The following is a 22,411-nucleotide window of genomic DNA, read 5'->3' as shown; positions in this document are numbered from 1 at the left end:
GTTTCGCCGGCAACAAAAAACCCCGCAGACTTGCGTCATGCGGGGTTCGTGCGACGAGCGCGGAATTTGGTGGAGGCGGCGGGAATCGAACCCGCGTCCAGAAGCGCTCCACGACTAGTTCTACATGTTTAGTCCAGTCTTTTGATTTAACCGCAGCGACGCGGACGAACACGCTGCACTACGGCGATTCGCTAGGTTTTCGACCCTGGCGTCGCGACGCCGACAGGGCTTAACTGACGTAAATGACCTCTGGCGGTATTGCTACCGGTCTTGCGACACTAGCCCGTCAGTGAACTAGGCAGAGGACGGCGGCCCTTAGGCTGCCAGTGCGAACGTATCGTCGTTTGCAGTTACGATTTTCCCATTGATTAACGAGGTGACGGGTCCTCGACATGCCCTAGCCGCTTCACAACCCCTGTCGAAACCAGGTCGCCCCCGCGGATAAGATCAAACATTATAGCCCAACATCGCGCAGCAGGTCCCGCAGTTCCTGCGTCGTGTCGACGAGGTGCCGGGCCTGCCAGTCGACCGGTGCGACGCCGTCGCCGCAATAGCCGTACGCGGCTGCCACGGTGGCCATGCCGGCGGCGCTGCCGGCCTGAATGTCGCGAAGGTCGTCGCCGACGTAGACGATGCGCGCAGGCGCGAGCGCCAACTGGTCGGCCGCATGCAGCAACGGGGCCGGATGCGGCTTCGAGTGCGGCGTTGTGTCGCCCCCGACGACGCACGCGGCGCGCGGCGCGAGACCGAGCAGCTCGACGAGCGGTGCCGTAAGCCGCATCGCCTTGTTCGTGACGATGCCCCAGCGCACGCCGCGCGCATCGAGTTCGTCGAGCACGTCGCCGATGCCGGGGAACAGCGTCGTATGCACGCAGAGATCGGCCGCGTAGTTGGCCAGGAACTCGTCGCGCATCGCTTCGTAGCCGGGCGTGTGCGGATCGATGCCGAACGCACCGCCGAGCAGGCCGCGCGCGCCGGCCGAGGCCAGCGGCCGCAGCACGTCGAGCGACGTTTCGGGCAGGCCGCGCTCGCGCTGCATCTTGTTGACGGCTGCCGCGAGATCGGGCGCCGTGTCGGCGAGCGTGCCGTCCAGATCGAACAGGACCGCATCGCAGTGCAGCAGGCGCGGTTCGTCTGCGATCCGCGCGGTCGAAAGGGGAGTCGTCATGCCGGTCGAAAGATCATGCGCCGCGTCGGCATGCGACGAGGTAGTTGATGTCGGTGTCGCTCGACAGCGCGAAGCGCTTGCCGATCGGGTGATACGTGATGCCCTTGATCTCGACGATGTGCAGATCCGTCGCGCGCACGAAGCCGGCCAGTTCCGACGGGCGGATGAAGCGCGCGTAATCGTGCGTGCCCTTCGGCAGCATTTGTGCGATGTATTCCGCGCCGATCACCGCGAACAGATAGGACTTCAGATTGCGGTTCAGCGTCGAGAAGAACACCCAGCCGCCCGGTTTCACGAGCGTCGCGCACGCGGCCACGATATCGCCGGGTGACGGCACGTGCTCGAGCATCTCCATGCACGTGACGACGTCGTAGGCGCCCGGTTCGCGCGCGGCGATCGCTTCGGCTGCGATCGCCTCGTAATCGACCGAAATGCCGCTTTCGAGGCTGTGCAGGTCGGCAACGCCGAGCGCTTCGGTCGACAGGTCGATGCCTTTCACCTGGGCGCCGAGCCCGGCCATCGATTCGGACAGGATGCCGCCGCCGCAGCCGATGTCGAGCGCGCGCTTGCCGGCCAGGTGCGCATGCGCGTCGATCCAGCCGAGCCGCACCGGGTTCAGGTCGTGCAACGGCTTGAATTCGGCATTCGGATCCCACCATCGGTGAGCGAGGTCGCTGAATTTCTGGAGTTCGTGCGGATCGGCGTTGGTCATGTCGGCAAACGGGCTACGAGAGGAGGGCGATGCTTCGGTGCGTCAGCCCCGAGTATATAAGCGGGCGGACGACGAGGCCAGCGAGCGCCTGGACGGGCGTCAATGAAAAAGCCCCGCCGGAGCGGGGCTTTGAAGCAGTCGAAAACCGCGGCTTACTGCGCCGGAACGGTCGTCTTCTGCACTTCTTGCGTACCGACCACTTCGACTTCCACGCGGCGGTCCGGTGCGAGGCAGGCGATGAGTTGCTTGCGGTTCTTCTGGTTGCAGCCGGTCGTGACCGGGTTGCGCTTGCCCTTGCCTTCCGTGTAGATCTTGTTGGCCGGCACACCCTTGCTGACCAGGTACGACTTCACGGCTTGCGCACGGCGCAGCGACAGACGGTCGTTGTACTTGTCCGAACCGATGCGGTCCGTGTAGCCCGTTGCGACGACCACTTCCGTGTTCATGCCCTGGATCTTCGATGCCAGTTCGTCCAGCTTCTGCTTGCCCAGCGGCTTGAGCGTTGCCTTGTCGAAGTCGAACAGTGCGTCAGCTTGATACGTGATCTTCTGGCTCGTGATGGCCGGAGCGACCGGAGCGACCGGCGGCTGCGGTGCCTGGGCGACCAGTGCGCCGTCGCACTTCGCGTTGGCGGTGGCCGGCGTCCAGAACGCATCGCGCCAGCAGAGCTCGTTCGTGCCGTTCATCCACACCCATTCGCCCGTGCCGTTCACCCAGTTGTCATTGACGGCTTGACGCGACGCCGGCACCGACTGTGCCGAAGCGGATGCAGCCATAACTGCGGTAGCTGCAATGAACGCGAGCTTTGAAAGTTTATTCATATTTCTCCTCTCGAAATTGAGATTACCGCAGGTTTACTGCGAGCCTGTTGACGGTGACAAGTCATACATTGCTCGAAGTATAACATTGGTGCGGCACAAAAAACGCGGCACCGCTCTGTGTAGACTTCGAGCAGCGTCTAACTTTCAGTGCGTTGGCATTTTGCCATATCGTTCCCTTCCTACGAAAAAAAATCCTCCCCACCCCAAGATCGCTTCAACTTTGTGGTGCATGCGCAACACCGGCCTGCCGTAACTTTTAGAGATTGTCAAGAGCGTGGCCGGGAAATCGCACGAATGCATGCCGTCGTTTACTCGCGCGCGTGAAACACGGCGGATGCGATCGCGTGCGACGTCTCGAGCGTCGCGCGCGATTTCGGCCGATCGATTGCGGCCGATTCGCCGCCGCCGCGATTTTTGCTGTTTACATATAGAGGGGGAGCGGATTGGCGGCTGATGGGCGCATGTTAGAATCTCGCGTTGCGTTGCGCATGCAGCGCCCACGCGAAAGGCGTTCGCCGTCTTCGCTCCGAAACGATACGGATACATGGATCAATTCGCCAAAGAGACCCTGCCCACCTCCCTCGAGGAGGAAATGCGCCGTTCGTATCTCGATTACGCGATGAGCGTGATCGTCGGACGTGCCCTTCCGGATGTCCGCGATGGCCTGAAGCCCGTGCACCGGCGCGTATTGTTCGCGATGCACGAACTGAACAACGACTGGAACCGCGCGTACAAGAAATCGGCGCGTATCGTCGGTGACGTGATCGGTAAATATCACCCTCACGGCGATACCGCGGTCTACGACACGATCGTGCGGATGGCGCAGGACTTCTCGCTGCGCTACATGCTGATCGACGGGCAGGGCAACTTCGGCTCGATCGACGGCGACAATGCCGCGGCGATGCGTTACACCGAAATTCGCATGGCGAAGATCGGTCACGAGCTGCTCGCCGACATCGACAAGGAAACGGTCGACTTCGAGCCGAACTACGACGGCAACGAAACGCAGCCGTCGGTCCTGCCGTCGCGTATTCCGAACCTGCTGATCAACGGCTCGTCGGGCATCGCGGTCGGCATGGCGACCAACATCCCGCCGCACAACCTGAACGAAGTCGTCGACGCGTGCCAGCATCTGCTCGGCAACCCGGAGGCGACGATCGACGAGCTGATCGAAATCATCCCGGCGCCGGACTTCCCGACGGCCGGCATCATCTACGGCGTCGCCGGCGTGCGCGACGGCTACCGCACCGGGCGCGGCCGCGTCGTGATGCGCGCGGCCACGCACTTCGAGGAGATCGACCGCGGCCAGCGGATGGCGATCATCGTCGACGAGCTGCCGTACCAGGTGAACAAGCGCTCGTTGCTCGAGCGGATCGCCGAGCTCGTCAACGAGAAGAAGCTCGAAGGCATTTCCGACATCCGCGACGAGTCCGACAAGAGCGGCATGCGCGTCGTGATCGAGCTCAAGCGCGGCGAAGTGCCGGAAGTGGTGCTGAACAACCTGTACAAGGCGACGCAGCTTCAGGACACGTTCGGCATGAACATGGTCGCGCTCGTCGACGGCCAGCCGAAGCTGCTGAACCTGAAGGAAATCCTGCAGTGCTTCCTGTCGCATCGACGCGAAGTGCTGACGCGCCGCACGATCTACGAACTGCGCAAGGCCCGCGAGCGCGGCCACGTGCTCGAAGGTCTCGCGGTCGCGCTCGCGAACATCGACGAGTTCATCGCGATCATCAAGGCCGCGCCGACGCCGCCGATCGCGAAGCAGGAACTGATGGCGAAGCCGTGGGATTCGTCGCTCGTGCGCGAGATGCTGACGCGTGCCGAGAGCGAGAACGCGGCGGCCGGCGGCCGTTCCGCGTACCGTCCGGAAGGCCTGAACCCGGCGTTCGGGATGCAGACCGACGGGCTGTACCGTCTGTCCGACACGCAGGCGCAGGAAATCCTGCAGATGCGTCTGCAGCGCCTGACCGGCCTCGAGCAGGACAAGATCATCGGCGAGTACCGCGAAGTGATGGCGCAGATTGCCGACCTGCTGGACATCCTCGCGCGCCCCGAGCGGATCACGACGATGATCGGCGAGGAGCTGACCGCGGTGAAGGCCGAATTCGGCGACGCGCGCCGCTCGAAGATCGAGCTGAACGCGACCGAGCTGAACACCGAGGATCTGATCACGCCGCAGGACATGGTCGTCACGATGTCGCATGCAGGCTACGTGAAGTCGCAGCCGCTGTCCGAGTACCGCGCGCAGAAGCGCGGCGGTCGCGGCAAGCAGGCGACGCAGATGAAGGAAGACGACTGGATCGAGACGCTCTTCATCGCGAACACGCACGACTACATCCTGTGCTTCTCGAACCGCGGCCGCGTGTACTGGGTCAAGGTCTATGAAGTGCCGCAGGGCTCGCGCAACTCGCGCGGCCGCCCGATCGTCAACATGTTCCCGCTCCAGGAAGGCGAGAAGATCAACGTCGTGCTGCCGGTCAAGGAATTCTCGGCCGACAAGTTCATCTTCATGGCGACGTCGCTCGGCACCGTGAAGAAGACGCCGCTCGAAGCATTCAGCCGCCCGATGAAGAAGGGCATCATCGCGGTCGGCCTCGACGATGGCGACTACCTGATCGGTGCGTCGATCACCGACGGCGCGCACGACGTGATGCTGTTCTCGGATTCCGGCAAGGCCGTGCGTTTCGACGAGAACGACGTGCGTCCGATGGGGCGCGAGGCGCGCGGCGTGCGCGGCATGCAGCTCGAGGACGGGCAGCAGGTCATCGCGATGCTGGTCGCGGGCAGCGAGGAGCAGACGGTGCTCACCGCAACCGAAAACGGCTACGGCAAGCGCACGCCGATCACCGAGTACACGCGTCACGGCCGCGGCACGAAGGGCATGATCGCGATCCAGACGTCCGAGCGCAACGGCAAGGTCGTGGCCGCCACGCTCGTCGACGCCGAGGATCAGATCATGCTGATCACGACGGCCGGCGTGTTGATTCGCACCCGTGTTTCCGAGATACGCGAGATGGGACGCGCCACGCAAGGTGTTACACTCATCAGTCTCGATGAGGGTACCAAGCTCTCTGGCCTGCAGCAGATCGCGGAGGCCGAAGAGGGAGAGGGCGAGGCCGACGAGGCGTCGGACGGCGAAGCCTGAAGAACGGATGAGACTCTGGCCGCCGCGGGCGAAATGCGCCGCGGCCGGCGAGCAACCATTCATATTTCCAAAAGGGAGTGATGATGCAAAAGCAATTCAAGCAACTGGTTCTGCTGGCTGCACTGGTGCCGACGTTCGCGATGGCGCAGGCGCTGTCGAATTCCGCACCGGCTGCTCCGGCGGCAGCTGCGCCGATCGACGCCGACAAGAAGGCAGCGATCAAGGATCTGCTCGACGCGATCGACGCGCCGAAGCTCGTGTCGGCAATCGGCAACAGCGCCGAAATGCAGGCCAAGCAACTCGTGCCGGCGATCCTGTCGGACGCGCTGTCGGAAAACAAGACGCTGAACGACAAGCAGAAGCAGGCTGCCGTTCCGACGCTGCAGAAGAACGCGGTGCCGAAGCTGGTCGACGGCGCAGGCAAGGTGTTCGGCACGCAACAGTTCCAGAGCGACGCGATGTCGGCTCAGTACGACGCGTACGCGAAGTACTACAGCACGTCGGAGATCAAGGATCTGACGACGTTCTACAAGAGCCCGACGGGCCGCAAGTTCATCCAGGTTCAGGATCAGGTCGGTCGCGACGTGGTCAACGGCCTGATGCAGAAGTACATGCCGCAAGCGATCCAGGCAACGCGTACGCAGGCTGACAAGGAAGTCGCAGCAGTCAAGCCGGGCAAGTAAGCTGTCCGGGCACGCCCCCGGCCGTTCGGCCGGGTTTGGCGGGAGCCTGACGACAGTGCGATAATGGCCGTTTGCGCGCGAGCGCAAGCGGCCATTTCTTTTCTGGCGCGTTCCGCCGGCGGCCAGCCGGTCGCGTCCCTCCCGAGGTTTTCACGATGCGCGTCTTTAATTTCTCCGCCGGCCCCGCGGCGATGCCCGAGGAAGTACTGCGGCAGGCCGCCGACGAAATGCTCGACTGGCACGGCAGCGGCATGAGCGTGATGGAGATGAGCCATCGCGGCAAGGAGTTCATGTCGATCCACGAGGCCGCGCTGACCGACCTGCGCGACCTGCTCGGCGTGCCGGCGAGCCACCGGATCCTGTTCCTGCAGGGCGGCGGCATCGCGGAAAACGCGATCGTGCCGATGAACCTGCTCGGCTCGCGCAAGACGGCCGACTTCGTCGTGACGGGTTCGTGGTCGCAGAAATCGTTCGGCGAGGCGAAGAAGTTCTGCACGCCGCATCTGGCCGCGACCGGCAAGACGGAGGACGGCTTCACGCGTGCGCCCGCGCGCGCCGAATGGCAGTTGTCGGACGATCCCGCCTACGTGCATCTGTGCACCAACGAGACGATCGACGGCGTCGAGACGTTCGAGATCCCCGATCTCGGCGACGTGCCGCTGGTCGCGGATGTCTCGTCGCACATCCTGTCGCGCCCGATGGACGTCGCGAAGTACGGCGTGCTGTTCGGCGGTGCGCAGAAGAACATCGGGATGGCCGGCGTGACGGTCGTGATCGTGCGCGAGGATCTGCTCGATCGCGCGCTGTCGATCTGCCCGTCCGCATTCGAGTGGAAGACCATCGCCGCGAACAACTCGCTGTACAACACGCCGCCCACCTACGCGATCTACATCGCGGGCCTCGTGTTCCAGTGGCTGAAGCGGCAGGGCGGCCTCGAAGCGATCGAGGCCCGCAATATCGAAAAATCGAAGCTGCTCTACGACACGATCGACGCGAGCAGTTTCTATCTGAACAAGGTCGAGCCGGCAGCACGTTCGCGGATGAACGTGCCGTTTTTCCTGGCCGACGAAACGCGCAACGAAGACTTCCTCGCCGGCGCAAAGGCGCGCGGGCTGCTGCAGCTGAAGGGCCACAAGTCCGTCGGCGGCATGCGGGCGTCGATCTACAACGCGGTGCCGCTCGAGGGCGTGAAGGCGCTCGTCGAGTACATGAAGGACTTCGAGCAGCGCGGCGCCTGACGGCGGCGCTGTTCAAACAGCACGGCAAAACGCATGGACGACGAACTGAATTCCCGCCTGAAACCGCTGCGCGACCGCATCGACGCGATCGACGCGCAGCTGATTGCGCTCCTGAACCAGCGCGCCGCGGTGGCGCTGGAGGTGGGCGAGGTCAAGAAGCATTTCAACGCGCCGGTGTTCCGGCCGGAGCGCGAGCTGCAGGTGATCGCGCGGCTGCAGGACATGAGTGCCGGGCCGCTCGCGAGCGAGCACATCAGCGCCATCTGGCGCGAGATCATGGCGGCGAGCCGCGCGCTCGAGCAGACGATCCACGTCGCGTTCCTCGGGCCGGTCGGCACGTACAGCGAGCAGGCGATGCTCGAGTATTTCGGCCAGTCGATCGAAGGGCTGCCGTGCCCGTCGATCGACGAGGTGTTCCGCTCGGTCGAGGCCGGGGCGTCCGCGTTCGGCATCGCACCGGTCGAGAATTCGACCGAAGGCGCGGTATCGCGCACGCTCGACCTGCTGTTGCAGACCCAACTGGTGATCAGCGGCGAGCTCGCGCTGCCGATCCATCACAACCTGCTCACGCAGAGCGGCACGCTCGACGGCGTGAAGCGTGTCTGCGCGCATGCGCAGGCGCTCGCGCAATGCCAGCAGTGGCTCGCGGCGAATGCGCCGCAGCTCGAGCGGCAGGCCGTGGCGAGCAACGCGGAGGCCGCGCGTCTCGCCGCGGCCGATCCGACCGTCGCCGCGATCGCGGGCGATCGCGCGGCCGCGCATTACGGCCTGCAGATCGCGTTCTCGCTGATCCAGGACGATCCGCACAACCGCACGCGCTTCGTGATCGTCGGCAAGCAGCCGGCCGGCCAGAGCGGTCACGACCAGACGTCGCTGATCGTGTCGGTGAAGAACGAGCCGGGCGCCGTGTTCAAGCTGCTCGAGCCGCTCGCGCGGCACGGCGTGTCGATGACGCGCTTCGAGTCGCGTCCGGCGCGCGTGGGCACGTGGGAGTACTACTTCTACATCGACATCGAAGGGCATCGCGACGATGCGGCGGTGGCGGCCGCGCTGACGGAACTCGGCCAAAAGGCCGCGTTCCTGAAGATACTCGGTTCGTATCCGCGCGCACGCTGACGCGGCGGCGCGTCGCCTGCGGTGCGCAGGCGGCGCGCGAAGAAGCGGGCAGGGCAGGCCGATCGGCGCTGCCGAAGGCGGGAGCGGGCGGTATCCGGCGCAGGTTGCGCCGGGTGCGGGCCCGTTGCCCGGAATCTGGAATTCCGCGTGCGGGGCGTCGTCCCGCATGCGTAACTTGGCTCTTGTCGTGTCAGGCTTTGCATTCAACAAACTGGTCATCTTCGGCGTCGGCCTGATCGGCGGATCGCTGGCCCGCGCGCTGCGCGAGCGCGCGCCGGGCGGTGCGGGCGAGATCGTCGGCGTGGGCCGTTCGCGTGCGTCGGTCGAGCGCGCGCTGTCGCTCGGCGTGGTCGACCGCGCGGCGGCGCTCGACGACGACGCGCAGGTGCGCGACGCCCTTGCCGGCGCCGATCTCGTCCTGCTGGCCGCGCCCGTCGCCCAGACGGGCCCGTTGCTCGCGCGCATTGCGCCGTGGCTCGACGGCGCGACGATCGTCACCGATGCGGGCAGCACCAAGTCCGATGTCGTTGCGGCTGCGCGCGACGCGCTCGGCGCGCGGATCGTGCAGTTCGTGCCGGGTCATCCGATCGCCGGGCGCGAGTCGAGCGGCGTCGAGGCGGCGTTGCCGGACCTCTACGTCGGCCGCAACGTCGTACTGTGCCCGCTGCCGGAGAACGCGCCCGAAGCGGTGGCCCGGATCGACGCGATGTGGCGCGCGACCGGCGCCGACGTGCGCACGATGACCACCGAACAGCACGATCGCGTATTCGCGTCGATCAGCCATCTGCCGCACGTGCTGTCGTTCGCGCTCGTCGAGCAGATTCTCGGCGAGGCCGACGCGGAACTGAAATTCTCGTACGCGGCCGGCGGTTTTCGCGATTTCACGCGCATCGCGGCGTCGAACCCGGAAATGTGGCGCGACGTGTGCGTCGCGAACCGCGCGGCGCTGCTCGACGAACTCGACGGCTACACACGCGTGCTCACGCGGTTGCGCGCGGCGATCGACGCCGGCGACGGCGCGGCGCTCGAAGCCGTATTCGCGCGCTCGCGCGCCGCGCGCAAGGCATGGCAGGAATGCGGCGGCGCGCCCGCTGCCGAACCGGTCAAGAAATAACAGGACGATTCCCATGGACTACCTCGATCTCGGCCCGTACTCCAGCGCATCGGGCACCGTGCGCCTGCCCGGCTCGAAGAGCATTTCGAACCGCGTGCTGCTGCTCGCGGCGCTCGCCGAAGGCGAAACGACGATCACCAACCTGCTCGACTCCGACGACACGCGCGTGATGCTCGACGCACTCGGCAAGCTCGGCGTGAAGCTCGCGCGCGACGGCGACACCTGTGTCGTCGCCGGCACGCGCGGCGCGTTTACCGCGAAGACGGCCGACCTGTTCCTCGGCAACGCGGGCACGGCCGTGCGGCCGCTGACCGCCGCGCTCGCGGTAAACGGCGGCGACTACCGGGTGCACGGCGTACCTCGCATGCACGAGCGGCCGATCGGCGATCTCGTCGACGGCTTGCGCCAGATCGGCGCGCAGATCGACTACGAGCTGAACGAAGGCTACCCGCCGCTGCGGATCAAGCCCGCGCCGATCTCGGTCGATGCGCCGATCCGCGTGCGCGGCGACGTGTCGAGCCAGTTCCTCACCGCGCTGCTGATGACGCTGCCGCTCGTGAAGGCGAAGGACGGCCGGACCGTCGTCGAAGTCGACGGCGAGCTGATCTCGAAGCCGTACATCGACATCACGATCCGGCTGATGGCGCGCTTCGGCGTGAGCGTCGAGCGCGACGGCTGGCAGCGCTTCGTCGTGCCGGCCGGCGTGCGCTACCGCTCGCCGGGGCGAATCATGGTCGAGGGCGACGCGTCGTCCGCGTCGTACTTCCTCGCGGCCGGCGCGCTGGGCGGCGGCCCGCTGCGGGTCGAGGGCGTGGGGCGGGCGAGTATCCAAGGCGACGTCGGCTTCGCGAATGCGCTGATGCAGATGGGCGCGAACGTGACGATGGGGGACGACTGGATCGACGTGCGCGGCATCGGCCACGATCACGGCAAGCTCGAGTCGATCGACATGGACTTCAACCTGATTCCCGACGCGGCGATGACCATCGCGATCGCGGCGCTGTTCGCGAACGGCACGAGCACGCTGCGCAACATCGCGAGCTGGCGCGTGAAGGAGACCGACCGCATCGCCGCGATGGCGACCGAGCTGCGCAAGGTCGGCGCGATCGTCGAGGAAGGCCCCGACTATCTCGTCGTCACGCCGCCCGCAAAGCTCACGCCGAACGCGGCGATCGATACGTACGACGATCACCGGATGGCGATGTGCTTCTCGCTCGTCAGCCTGGGCGGCGTGCCCGTGCGGATCAACGATCCGAAGTGCGTCGGCAAGACGTTCCCCGACTATTTCGACCGCTTCGCCGCGCTCGCCAAAGCCTGATCCGACTGTTCCGATGAAATCGACCCGACCCTTTCACCCGACTCCCGTCATCACGATCGACGGCCCGACCGCTTCCGGCAAGGGCACCGTCGCGGCGCTCGTCGCCGCGCACCTCGGCTTCCACCTGCTCGACAGCGGCGCGCTGTACCGGCTCGCGGCGCTCGCGAGCGTGCGCTACGGAATCGCCGCGGAAGACATCGACGCGCTGGTGAAGCTGATCGACGATCTGCACATCACGTTCCGTGAAGGTTGCGCGCAGCTCGACGGCGTCGACGTGTCGAACGACATTCGTGCCGAAGCGGTCGGCAACCGCGCGTCGGCCATTGCCGTGCACGGCCCCGTGCGCACCGCGCTCGTCGCGCGCCAGCGGGCGTTTCGCAAGACGCCGGGCCTCGTGGCGGACGGGCGCGACATGGGCACGGTGATCTTCCCCGACGCCGTGCTGAAGGTGTTCCTGACCGCCAGCGCCGAGGCGCGCGCGACCAGACGGCATAAGCAATTGATGCAAAAAGGTTTTTCTGCTAATATAGATGACTTGCTCCGGGATCTTCGTGAACGTGACGCGCGCGACAGCAATCGCGCAGCCGCGCCGCTGAAGCCTGCGGCAGATGCCAAGTTGCTCGATACGTCGGCGCTTTCGGTCGATGAAGCCGTCGATCAGGTGCTGCAGTGGTACCGGGCGCTCGGCCAGCCAGCCTGAGAAGGCTGGGCGGCAGTAGGTGCTCCGCGCGTGAGTGCGGAGCGTGTTTCGAACCCTTAACCCCGTGTGGTCTTCGATCTGGCCCTTTCAGCCTGCCATTCCGGCCGGCGTGGCACAGCGAGCCATGCACAATCAGATTTTTATGTCCGACCTGCAAACCTCCACCCCGAATACCGAATCCTTTGCGGCTCTGTTCGAAGAGTCGCTGACCCGCCAAGACATGCGCGCCGGCGAAGTGATTTCCGCCGAAGTCGTGCGCGTCGACCACAACTTCGTGGTCGTCAATGCAGGCCTGAAGTCCGAGGCTTACATTCCGATCGAGGAATTCCTGAACGATCAGGGCGAGGTTGAGGTGCAGTCGGGCGATTTCGTGTCCGTCGCGATCGACGCACTCGAAAACGGCTACGGCGACACGATCCTGTCGCGCGACAAGGCAAAGCGCCTCGCATCGTGGCTGTCGCTGGAAAAGGCCCTCGACAACAACGAACTCGTCACCGGCACGATCACCGGCAAGGTGAAGGGCGGCATGACCGTGATGGTCAACGGCATCCGCGCGTTCCTGCCGGGTTCGCTGGTCGACACGCGTCCGGTCAAGGACACGACCCCGTACGAAGGCAAGACGCTCGAGTTCCGCGTGATCAAGCTCGATCGCAAGCGCAACAACGTCGTGCTGTCGCGTCGTGCAGTGATCGAGGCAACGCAAGGCGAAGAGCGCGCGAAGCTGCTCGAGACGCTGAAGGAAGGCGCGATCGTCAACGGCGTGGTCAAGAACATCACCGATTACGGCGCGTTCGTCGACCTCGGTGGCATCGACGGCCTGCTGCACATCACCGACATCGCATGGCGTCGCGTGCGTCACCCGAGCGAAGTCTTGTCGGTTGGCCAGGAAGTCACCGCGAAGATCCTCAAGTTCGACCAAGAGAAGAACCGCGTCTCGCTGGGCATCAAGCAACTGGGCGACGATCCGTGGGAAGGCATCTCGCGCCGTTACCCGTCGGGCACGCGCCTGTTCGGCAAGGTCACGAACATCACCGACTACGGTGCATTCGTCGAAGTGGAATCGGGCATCGAAGGCCTCGTCCACGTGTCGGAAATGGACTGGACCAACAAGAACGTTGCGCCGTCGAAGGTTGTCCAGCTGGGCGACGAAGTCGAAGTCATGGTCCTCGAGATCGACGAAGACCGCCGTCGTATCAGCCTCGGCATGAAGCAGTGCAAGCCGAATCCGTGGGATGACTTCAGCCGCAACTTCAAGAAGGGCGACAAGATCACGGGCGCAATCAAGTCGATCACCGACTTCGGCGTGTTCATCGGTCTGCCGGGCGGCATCGACGGCCTGGTCCACCTGTCGGACCTGTCGTGGAGCGAAGCCGGCGAAGAAGCCGTTCGCAAGTACAAGAAGGGCGACGAAGTCGAAGCGATCGTGCTCGGTATCGACGTCGAGAAGGAGCGCATTTCGCTCGGCATCAAGCAGCTCGAAGGCGATCCGTTCAGCAACTACGTTGCAATGAACGACAAGGGCTCGATCGTCGACGGCGTCGTGAAGACGGTCGATGCGAAGGGTGCGGTCGTCACGCTGACGGGCGACATCGAAGGCTACCTGCGTGCGTCGGAAATCTCGCAGGATCGCGTCGAAGACGCACGCAACGTGCTGAAGGAAGGCGACAAGGTCAACGCGATGGTGATCAACATCGATCGCAAGTCGCGCGGCATCAACCTGTCGATCAAGGCGAAGGATTCGGCCGAACAACAGGAAGCGATCCGCGGCCTGCAGTCGGACTCCAGCGCTGCTGCGACCGGTACGACCAACCTCGGCGCGCTGCTGAAGGCGAAGCTCGACGGCCAAAACCAGTAAGCCTTACGAGGTCTGCTGAAGTATGACCAAATCCGAGTTGGTCGCGCAGCTGGCATCGCGATTTCCGCAACTTGTCCTCAAGGATGCGGATTTCGCGGTGAAAACGATGCTCGATGCGATGTCCGACGCCCTGGCGAAAGGGCATCGCATTGAAATTCGGGGTTTCGGCAGCTTTGGCCTCAATCGTCGCCCGGCGCGCGTCGGACGCAACCCGAAGTCGGGAGAGAAAGTGCAGGTGCCCGAGAAGTTCGTGCCGCACTTCAAGCCTGGCAAGGAATTGCGTGAACGCGTCGACGGCCGCGCCGGTGAACCGCTGAAGGCTGACGATCCGGACGACGAGCGTTGAACGTCGTTCGGTGTGCCCGGAACCTGTCCGGCGAAGGCTGAAAAGAAAAGCGCCCCTTGCGGGCGCTTTTTTCATTTCCGGCCACCGCGCGCCACGCCGCGCACAGGATGTGCGCAGCCGCGGAAACGCTTCCTTTACAATACGGGTCGATTCGGTGCGACGAAGGGGAGTCGCGCGCCGCGGCAAACCTCAACAAAGAGAGGGCTTCATGAAGTTTATCGTCTGGCTGATCCGGGTATTGGTGTTCGTCCTGCTGCTGGTGCTTGCGCTGGCCAATACGCAAACCGCGACGCTGAATTTCGTTGCCGGCTACGCATGGCAAGCGCCGCTGATCCTGATCGGCCTGGCATTCTTCGCCGTGGGGCTGCTGGCCGGCCTGCTGTCCGCGCTGCCTTCGATCTTCCGCCTGCGTCTCGAGAACGGGCGTTTGAAGCGCGATCTGCGTGCTGCGCGTGAAACGCCTGCCGTCATCGACCAGCCGCCGATGCCGCCCGTCATTTAACACGGACGCCGCGCGATCATCGCGCGGTTTTCGTCTCTGCTTCGATATTTCGCATGGATCTGGATTTCTGGTGGTTGCTCGCGATTCCGGTCGCGTTCGCGCTCGGTTGGGCGGCGTCACGCTATGACCTGAAGAATCTCCTGTCGGAGAGCGCCAACCTGCCGCGTTCGTATTTTCGCGGCCTGAATTTTCTGTTGAACGAACAACCCGACAAGGCGATCGATGCGTTCATCGAGGTTGCCAAGCTCGACCCCGAAACGGTCGAGCTGCACTTCGCGCTCGGCAACCTGTTTCGCCGTCGCGGCGAGACCGACCGCGCGATCCGCGTGCACCAGAACCTGCTGAGCCGCACCGACCTGCCGGTCAACGAACGTGACCACGCGCTGTACGAACTGGGTCAGGATTTCCTGAAGGCCGGCCTGCTGGATCGCGCGGAAGAGGCGTTCCACAAGCTCGCCGACGGCGACTACGCGCTCGGCGCGCAGCGCGCGCTGCTGACGATCTACGAGATCGAGAAGGACTGGAACAAGTCGATCGATACGGCGAAACGCATCGAGTCGATGAGCGACAAGCCGCTCGGCGTCGAAATCGCGCAGTTTCACTGCGAACTCGCGCAGGACGCGCTGCAGCGCAAGAATGCCGCCGCGGCGGCCGAACAGTTGCGCCTTGCGCTGAGCGTGAATCCGCAGAACGTGCGTGCGACGGTCCTGTCCGGCGACGCGGCGGAAGCGGCGGGCGATCACGCGGGCGCGATCGAGCACTGGAAGCGCGTCGAAGCGCAGAACCCGGCGTATCTGCCGCTCGTGGCCGACAAGCTGATGAAGGCATACGTCGCGCTCGGCAAGAACGTCGAAGGCGCCGAGTTGCTGATGGGGTACGTCGATCGCTATCCGTCGAACGACCTGCTCGACATCGCCTATCAGCATATCGCCGGGTTGCGCGGCCAGGATGCGGCACACACGCTCGCGCGGACGCAGATGGAAAAGTCGCCGAACCTGTCGGGGATGCTGCACCTGCTCGATGCGCAGATCGCGGCGGCCGAGGAGCCGCGTCGTAAGGAACTTGAAATGATGCGTGCGCTGATCAAGCAGCGCACGAAAAATCTGCCACGGTATACGTGCCAGAATTGCGGTTTCCGGGCACGGCTCTTCTATTGGCAGTGCCCCGGATGCAGCGGCTGGGAAACCTATGCGCCGCGCCGCGTCGAACCTGCGATGCCGGGCTGATCCCGGCACGCGGAGCCAACGCGCTGCGGTTGCCGCCGGGCTCGCCCCGGCGGCCAAGTTAGTCAATTACCGGGAAGTACCGGAACATCTATGAAAATCACCATCATCGGCACCGGCTATGTCGGCCTCGTCACGGGCGCCTGCCTCGCGGAGATCGGTCACGACGTCTTCTGTCTCGACGTCGATCCGCGCAAGATCGATATCCTGAACAACGGCGGGATGCCGATTCACGAACCGGGGCTGCTGGACATCATCGCGCGCAACCGCACGGCGGGGCGTCTGCGCTTCTCGACCGACATCGAGGCGAGCGTCGCGCATGGCGAGATCCAGTTCATCGCGGTCGGCACGCCGCCCGACGAGGACGGCTCGGCCGACCTGCAATACGTGCTCGAGGCCGCGCGCAACATCGGCCGCCACATGACGGGCTTCAAGGTGATCGTCGACAAGTCGACGGTGCCGGTCGGCACCGCGCGGCGCGTGCGCGGGGTGGTCGACGAGGCGTTGGCCGCACGCGGGCTCGCGGGCAGCGTTGCGCATCGCTTCTCGGTCGTGTCGAACCCGGAATTCCTGAAGGAAGGCGCCGCGGTCGAAGACTTCATGCGCCCGGACCGGATCATCATCGGCGTCGACGACGACGACACCGGCACGATCGCGCGCGAGAAGATGAAGAAGCTCTACGCGCCGTTCAACCGCAACCACGAGCGCACGATCTACATGGACGTGCGTTCGGCCGAATTCGCGAAGTATGCGGCGAACGCGATGCTTGCGACGCGCATCTCGTTCATGAACGAGATGTCGAATCTCGCCGACAAGGTCGGCGCCGACATCGAGGCCGTGCGCCGCGGGATCGGCTCCGATCCGCGCATCGGCTATCACTTCCTGTACGCGGGCGTCGGCTACGGCGGCTCGTGCTTTCCGAAGGACGTGCAGGCGCTGATCCGCACCGCCGGCGAGAACGGCCAGCCGCTGCGCATCCTGGAGGCCGTCGAGGCCGCCAACCATGCACAGAAGGACGTGCTGATCGGCAAGATCGAGCAGCGCTTCGGCGCCGACCTGACGGGGCGCGAATTCGCGGTCTGGGGCCTGGCGTTCAAACCGAACACCGACGACATGCGCGAGGCGCCGAGCCGCCGCCTGATCGCCGCGTTGCTCGAACGCGGTGCGACCGTGCGCGCCTACGATCCGGTCGCCGTCGACGAAGCGCGGCGCGTGTTCGCGCTGGATTTCGGCGACGATGCGCACATGCTGGCGCGACTGCATCTCGTCGACACGCAGGATGCCGCGGTCACGGGCGCGGACGCACTCGTGATCGTGACCGAATGGAAGGAATTCCGCAGCCCCGATTTCACGCGCCTGAAGGCCGAACTGAATGCACCGGTGATCTTCGACGGGCGCAACCTGTACGAGCCGGACGCGATGGCCGAACTGGGCATCGATTACTACGCGATCGGCCGGCCGTATGTCGATCCCCAGTCGTTCCCCCGTGGCTGAACGTACGATGAATACTCTTCGCGAAGTCGTTCCGGTGCCGCGCGAGCAACTCGCGCACTCGCGTGTGCTCGTCGTCGGCGACGTGATGCTCGACCGTTACTGGTTCGGCAACGTCGATCGCATTTCGCCTGAAGCGCCGGTGCCGGTGGTGCACGTGCAGCGTCAGGAGGAGCGGCTCGGCGGCGCGGCCAACGTGGCGCGCAATGCCGTGACGCTCGGCGGCCAGGCCGGGCTGTTGTGCGTCGTCGGTTGCGACGAGCCCGGCGAGCGGATCGTCGAGCTGCTCGGCAGCAGCGGCGTGACGCCGCATCTCGAGCGCGATCCGGCCTTGCCGACCACGATCAAGCTGCGCGTGCTCGCGCGTCAGCAGCAGTTGCTGCGCGTCGACTTCGAGGCGATGCCGACGCACGAGGTGCTGCTCGCGGGGCTCGCGCGCTTCGATGCGCTGTTGCCGCAGCACGACGTCGTGCTGATGTCGGATTACGCGAAAGGCGGCCTGACGCACGTCACGACGATGATCGAGAAGGCGCGTGCGGCCGGCAAGGCGGTTCTGGTCGACCCGAAGGGCGACGACTGGGAACGCTATCGCGGCGCATCGCTGATCACGCCGAATCGCGCGGAACTGCGCGAGGTGGTCGGGCAGTGGAAATCGGAAGACGACCTGCGCGCGCGCGTCGCGAATCTGCGTGCGGCGCTCGGCATCGACGCGTTGTTGCTCACGCGCTCGGAAGAGGGCATGACGCTCTTTTCCGCGGGCGGCGAACTGCATGCGCCGGCGCTCGCGCGCGAAGTGTTCGACGTGTCGGGCGCGGGTGACACCGTGATCGCGACGGTCGCGACGATGCTCGGCGCCGGTGTGCCGCTCGTCGACGCCGTGGTGCTCGCGAATCGCGCGGCCGGCATCGTGGTCGGCAAGCTCGGCACGGCCACGGTGGACTACGACGAACTGTTTCACTGAGTGCATTCGGCGGCGCGACGAGCGCGCCGCACGAGTGGCTCGCACTTTTCAGGCAGGACGATCATGACCCTCATCGTTACCGGCGCAGCCGGTTTCATCGGCGCGAACATCGTCAAGGCGCTCAACGAGCGCGGCGAGACGCGCATCATCGCGGTCGACAACCTGACGCGCGCGGACAAGTTCCGCAATCTCGTCGACTGCGAGATCGACGACTATCTCGACAAGACCGAATTCGTCGAACGCTTCGCGCGCGGCGATTTCGGCAAAGTACGCGCGGTATTTCATGAAGGCGCCTGTTCGGACACGATGGAAACCGACGGCCGCTACATGATGGACAACAACTTCCGCTACAGCCGCGCGGTGCTCGATACCTGCCTCGCGCACGGCACGCAGTTCCTGTATGCGTCGTCGGCCGCGATCTACGGCGGCTCGACGCGTTTCGTCGAGGAACGCGACGTCGAGGCGCCGTTGAACGTATACGGCTATTCGAAGTTCCTGTTCGACCAGGTGATCCGTCGCGTGCTGCCGAGCGCGAAGAGCCAGATCGCGGGCTTCCGCTATTTCAACGTGTACGGCCCGCGCGAGACGCACAAGGGGCGCATGGCGTCGGTCGCGTTCCACAACTTCAACCAGTTCCGCGCGGAAGGCAAGGTGAAGTTGTTCGGCGAGTACAACGGTTATGCGCCGGGCGAGCAGACGCGCGATTTCGTGTCCGTCGAGGACGTGACCAAGGTGAACCTGTTCTTCTTCGATCATCCGGAGAAGTCGGGCATCTTCAATCTCGGCACCGGCCGCGCGCAACCGTTCAACGATATCGCGTCGACGGTCGTGAATACGCTGCGCGCACTCGACAACCAGCCGCCGCTCACGCTCGCGCAGCAGGTCGAGCAGGGCTTGATCGAATACGTGCCGTTCCCCGATGCGCTGCGCGGCAAGTACCAGTGCTTCACGCAGGCCGACCAGACGAAACTGCGCGCGGCCGGCTACGACGCACCGTTCCTGACCGTGCAGGAAGGCGTCGACCGCTACGTCCGTTGGCTATCCGGCCAGGTTTAAACCGGCGCGTTGCATCGATAGACTGGGTCTCACGGTCGGCAGCCGCCGGCCGTTTTTCTTCGGAGATCCAGCACATGATCAGGAAATGGTTTGCCGCGGCGGTCATGCTCGGCGCAGTGGCGTCGGCCTGGGCGGCCGTCGACGTCAACACCGCGAACGAGGATGCGCTCGTCGGTATCAAGGGCATCGGTCCGGCGCGGGCGAAGGCGATTCTCGACGAGCGCGGCGCACGCGGCCCGTTCAGGAATGCAGACGATCTCGCCGCGCGCGTGAAGGGCATGGGCGGGCATACCGTCGAGCGGCTTCAGCAGGAAGGGTTGACGATCGGTGCGGCGGCGGGCGCGGCGCCGTCGGCCGCAGGCAAGCCGGCGGCGGCGAAGCCTGCCGCCGCACCGGCTCGCACCGCGCAGAAATAGCGGCTCGCACGTACCCGACAAAGGGCTCCTTCAGTCGCCGTCGTTGCGACGGCTTCCCGCGGCATGCCGCGGGTTTTTTGCATGGAGCGGCATGCGCGGCGATCGCGACCGCGCGGCGCGCGTATTCCATCGTCGCAAAGGGGTTGCCGGCGCGCGTGTCGGTGCTGGTTTACAATCGATCGATTGATCGGCCTCGTACTCACGGTATATCCATGGCTTACAAAACTATCGAAGACACGATCGGCAATACGCCGCTCGTGCAACTGGTCCGCCTGCCGGACGACGAGATTCGCGCCCGCAACAACGTGGTGCTCGCGAAGCTCGAGGGCAACAATCCGGCCGGCTCCGTGAAGGATCGTCCGGCGCTGTCGATGATCGGCAAGGCCGAGGCGCGCGGGCGCATCAAGCCGGGCGATACGCTGATCGAGGCGACGAGCGGCAACACGGGCATCGCGCTCGCGATGGCCGCGGCGATCCGCGGCTACAAGATGGTGCTGATCATGCCGGAGGATCTGTCGGTCGAGCGCCGCCAGAGCATGGCGGCTTATGGCGCCGAAATCATCCTGACGCCGGTGAAGGGCGGGATGGAACTGGCGCGCGACCTCGCGGAGCAGATGCAGCGCGAAGGCAAGGGCGTGATCCTCGACCAGTTCGGCAACCCCGACAATCCCGTCGCGCACTACGAAGGCACGGGGCCGGAGATCTGGCGCGATACCGAGGGGCGCATCACGCACTTCGTGTCCGCCATGGGTACGACGGGCACGATCATGGGCACGTCGCGCTACCTGAAGGAACAGAATCCGGCGATCGAGATCGTCGGCGCGCAGCCGGAAGACGGCTCGCGTATTCCGGGCATTCGCAAGTGGCCGGAAGCGTACATGCCGACCATTTTCGATCGCAGCCGCGTCGACCGCGTCGAGAGCGTGAGTCAGGCTGCGTCGGAAACGATGACGCGCCGGCTCGCGGCGGTCGAAGGCATCTTCGCGGGCATTTCGTCGGGCGGCGCATGCGAAGTCGCGTTGCGCATCGCGCGCCAGGTCGAGAACGCGACGATCGTGTTCATCGTCTGCGATCGTGGCGACCGCTACCTGTCCACGGGCGTGTTTCCCGCCTGAGCGAGAGGGGGCGCGGCCCGCGCATCGATAAAAAACGCCGCTTCTGCGGCGTTTTTTCTTTGGGCGACCGGTGCTTACTGCGACTGCGCCGCGGCAGCGGCGGGTTGCAGCGCGCCGCTCGCTTCCATCTGCGCTTTCACGGCCTCGCCGAGCTGGTACACGGTGAGCGCGTAGAAGAAACTGCGGTTGTAGCGCGTCAGCACATAGAAGTTCTTCAGGCCGAGCATGTATTCGGTCGCGCGCCCCGGCGTCGGCAAGTCGACCACGGTGACCGGCGTGCCGGCTTCGGTCGTGATGTTGACCGTCGGCTCGTTCAACGTCATGCCCGCGCGCAGCAGTTGCGACAGCGCCCAGTGCGGTTCGGGCTGGCCGTCGGCGGCGGCCTGGGCGATGCCCAGGCTGCCTGTATCGGGCGTGATCTGCCAGACCACCGGACGGTCCGTTTCCCAGCCGTGCTGCTTCAGGTAGTTCGCGACGCTGCCGATCGCATCGACAGGACTGCTGCGCAGATCGACGTGACCCGTGCCGTCGAAGTCGACCGCATATTCGCGGATGCTGCTCGGCAGGAACTGCGGAATCCCGATCGCGCCGGTGTACGAGCCGAGCACGGTGGTGGGGTCGAGCTGGTTGTCGCGGGTCCAGACCAGGAAGTCTTCGAGGTTCTTGCGGAACGTGGCCTGGCGGCTGTCGCGGTTCGGCGTGTCCGGGTAGTCGAACGTGAGCGTCGTCAGCGCGTCGAGCACGCGGAAATTGCCCATGTAGCGGCCATAGATGGTCTCGACGCCGATGATGCCGACGATCACCTCGGGCGGCACGCCGAACTGCTCGGACGCGCGCTGAAGCGTGGCCTGGTTCGCTTTCCAGAACTTCACGCCCGCGTTGATGCGGATCGGCTCGATGAAGCGCGAGCGATAGACGCGCCAGTTCTTGACCGTCGGCGACGGGGCCGGCTTCACGAGCTTGACGGCCGTCGCCGAGTAGCTGATGCGCGAGAACAGCGCATGCAGGCTTGCCGAATCGAAGCCGTTGCGGCTCACCATCTCGTCGATGAACGCGTCGACCTTCGCATTGTTCGCGTAACGCTGTGGAACGATTTCCTCTTCGAAGGTCTGGCCTTGCGGCGTCTCCTGCTGCGGCTGGGCTTGGGCGACGAGCGTGCCGGCGGGCTTCGCCGGCTGCGTCTGCGCGACGGCAGGCGCGGTGCCGAGGGCCGCGGCGAGGGCAGCGGCGACGAGCGGAGCGCGAACCCGGAACAGCGCGGAAAGAAGGGCGGCAGGCTTGCTGGAATTCATGTCGAAGCGGGCGGACAGGGCGATTGTGTTCGGCGCAGTATACCCGACGCATCCGGCGCACCGGGCCGAAGCGGGCCCCCGTTGTGGTAAGTTAGCGGCGAATTCGCGGCAGACGATGGACATCATTGATGGAGAC

The 22,411-nt window shown here is 65.1% G+C and carries 20 protein-coding genes and 1 other RNA gene; 16 read left to right on the top strand and 5 right to left on the bottom strand.

Annotated features, from left to right (window positions below; translation table 11 throughout):
• Positions 1-67: 67 nt before the first annotated feature.
• The 4 genes from ssrA to ompA all read right to left on the bottom strand — a co-directional run bounded on the left by ssrA (position 68) and on the right by ompA (position 2,701).
• Positions 68-437: a transfer-messenger RNA gene (gene ssrA, locus WS96_RS27320) on the bottom strand.
• Between the two features lie 17 nt (positions 438-454).
• Positions 455-1,168 carry a phosphoglycolate phosphatase gene (gph, locus tag WS96_RS27315; RefSeq protein ID WP_034206712.1) on the bottom strand — a complete coding sequence of 238 codons (714 nt, stop codon included), beginning with the start codon at positions 1,166-1,168 and terminating at the stop codon, positions 455-457.
• Between the two features lie 13 nt (positions 1,169-1,181).
• Positions 1,182-1,880, bottom strand: a complete 699-nt coding sequence (ubiG, locus tag WS96_RS27310; protein WP_059836788.1) for a bifunctional 2-polyprenyl-6-hydroxyphenol methylase/3-demethylubiquinol 3-O-methyltransferase UbiG — start codon at positions 1,878-1,880, stop codon at positions 1,182-1,184.
• 152 nt (positions 1,881-2,032) lie between these two features.
• A complete protein-coding gene (gene ompA, locus WS96_RS27305) occupies positions 2,033-2,701 on the bottom strand; it encodes an outer membrane protein OmpA (RefSeq protein WP_006400736.1) in 669 nt (222 codons plus the stop codon).
• A gap of 544 nt (positions 2,702-3,245) precedes the next feature.
• Here ompA and gyrA point away from each other — a divergent pair.
• The 16 genes from gyrA (at position 3,246) to cysM (ending at position 20,983) form a co-directional block, all read left to right on the top strand.
• On the top strand, positions 3,246-5,849 hold the full coding sequence (gyrA, locus tag WS96_RS27300; protein WP_059836785.1) for a DNA gyrase subunit A: 2,604 nt from the start codon (positions 3,246-3,248) through the stop codon (positions 5,847-5,849).
• Between the two features lie 83 nt (positions 5,850-5,932).
• Entirely contained in the window at positions 5,933-6,532 is a 600-nt protein-coding gene (locus WS96_RS27295) for a DUF2059 domain-containing protein (RefSeq protein WP_006486966.1), read from the top strand.
• Between the two features lie 155 nt (positions 6,533-6,687).
• Entirely contained in the window at positions 6,688-7,770 is a 1,083-nt protein-coding gene (gene serC / locus WS96_RS27290) for a 3-phosphoserine/phosphohydroxythreonine transaminase (RefSeq protein ID WP_059836784.1), read from the top strand.
• Positions 7,771-7,803: 33 nt separating this feature from the next.
• Positions 7,804-8,886 (top strand): prephenate dehydratase, encoded by a 1,083-nt coding sequence (pheA, locus tag WS96_RS27285; RefSeq protein WP_059836782.1) that lies wholly within the window; start codon positions 7,804-7,806, stop codon positions 8,884-8,886.
• A 187-nt stretch (positions 8,887-9,073) separates the two neighbouring features.
• Positions 9,074-10,000, top strand: a complete 927-nt coding sequence (locus WS96_RS27280) for a prephenate dehydrogenase (protein ID WP_059836779.1) — start codon at positions 9,074-9,076, stop codon at positions 9,998-10,000.
• A 13-nt stretch (positions 10,001-10,013) separates the two neighbouring features.
• The gene (gene aroA, locus WS96_RS27275) at positions 10,014-11,318 is read left to right on the top strand and encodes a 3-phosphoshikimate 1-carboxyvinyltransferase (RefSeq protein ID WP_059836778.1); all 1,305 of its coding nucleotides are present in this window, start codon (positions 10,014-10,016) and stop codon (positions 11,316-11,318) included.
• A 13-nt stretch (positions 11,319-11,331) separates the two neighbouring features.
• A complete protein-coding gene (cmk, locus tag WS96_RS27270; RefSeq protein WP_006476573.1) occupies positions 11,332-12,018 on the top strand; it encodes a (d)CMP kinase in 687 nt (228 codons plus the stop codon).
• Between the two features lie 142 nt (positions 12,019-12,160).
• Positions 12,161-13,873 carry a 30S ribosomal protein S1 gene (gene rpsA / locus WS96_RS27265; RefSeq protein ID WP_011544885.1) on the top strand — a complete coding sequence of 571 codons (1,713 nt, stop codon included), beginning with the start codon at positions 12,161-12,163 and terminating at the stop codon, positions 13,871-13,873.
• A 22-nt stretch (positions 13,874-13,895) separates the two neighbouring features.
• Positions 13,896-14,219, top strand: a complete 324-nt coding sequence (locus WS96_RS27260) for an integration host factor subunit beta (RefSeq protein ID WP_006486894.1) — start codon at positions 13,896-13,898, stop codon at positions 14,217-14,219.
• A 208-nt stretch (positions 14,220-14,427) separates the two neighbouring features.
• On the top strand, positions 14,428-14,721 hold the full coding sequence (locus WS96_RS27255) for a lipopolysaccharide assembly protein LapA domain-containing protein (RefSeq protein WP_012328123.1): 294 nt from the start codon (positions 14,428-14,430) through the stop codon (positions 14,719-14,721).
• 53 nt (positions 14,722-14,774) lie between these two features.
• A complete protein-coding gene (gene lapB, locus WS96_RS27250) occupies positions 14,775-15,947 on the top strand; it encodes a lipopolysaccharide assembly protein LapB (RefSeq protein ID WP_059836776.1) in 1,173 nt (390 codons plus the stop codon).
• A gap of 90 nt (positions 15,948-16,037) precedes the next feature.
• Positions 16,038-17,438 (top strand): UDP-glucose dehydrogenase family protein, encoded by a 1,401-nt coding sequence (locus tag WS96_RS27245; RefSeq protein WP_059836774.1) that lies wholly within the window; start codon positions 16,038-16,040, stop codon positions 17,436-17,438.
• A gap of 7 nt (positions 17,439-17,445) precedes the next feature.
• Positions 17,446-18,396: a D-glycero-beta-D-manno-heptose-7-phosphate kinase gene (gene rfaE1 / locus WS96_RS27240; protein WP_059836772.1), complete on the top strand. Its 951-nt coding sequence runs from the start codon at positions 17,446-17,448 to the stop codon at positions 18,394-18,396.
• Positions 18,397-18,459: 63 nt separating this feature from the next.
• Positions 18,460-19,452: an ADP-glyceromanno-heptose 6-epimerase gene (rfaD, locus tag WS96_RS27235; RefSeq protein WP_059836770.1), complete on the top strand. Its 993-nt coding sequence runs from the start codon at positions 18,460-18,462 to the stop codon at positions 19,450-19,452.
• 74 nt (positions 19,453-19,526) lie between these two features.
• Entirely contained in the window at positions 19,527-19,868 is a 342-nt protein-coding gene (locus WS96_RS27230; RefSeq protein WP_059824240.1) for a ComEA family DNA-binding protein, read from the top strand.
• A 212-nt stretch (positions 19,869-20,080) separates the two neighbouring features.
• Positions 20,081-20,983, top strand: a complete 903-nt coding sequence (gene cysM, locus WS96_RS27225; RefSeq protein ID WP_059501676.1) for a cysteine synthase CysM — start codon at positions 20,081-20,083, stop codon at positions 20,981-20,983.
• A 74-nt stretch (positions 20,984-21,057) separates the two neighbouring features.
• On the opposite strand, the gene mltB is transcribed toward cysM, so the two are convergent.
• Positions 21,058-22,275, bottom strand: coding sequence for a lytic murein transglycosylase B (gene mltB / locus WS96_RS27220; protein WP_059836768.1), 1,218 nt, complete (start codon positions 22,273-22,275; stop codon positions 21,058-21,060).
• Between the last annotated feature and the right edge of the window lie 136 nt (positions 22,276-22,411).

Origin of the sequence: Burkholderia sp. MSMB1835 (assembly GCF_001526365.1) — a bacterium.
In the GTDB taxonomy this organism is placed as follows: Bacteria; Pseudomonadota; Gammaproteobacteria; order Burkholderiales; family Burkholderiaceae; genus Burkholderia.
The sequence above is the reverse complement of the archived record's forward strand: the minus strand, read 5'-3'. Positions and strand labels throughout refer to the sequence as shown.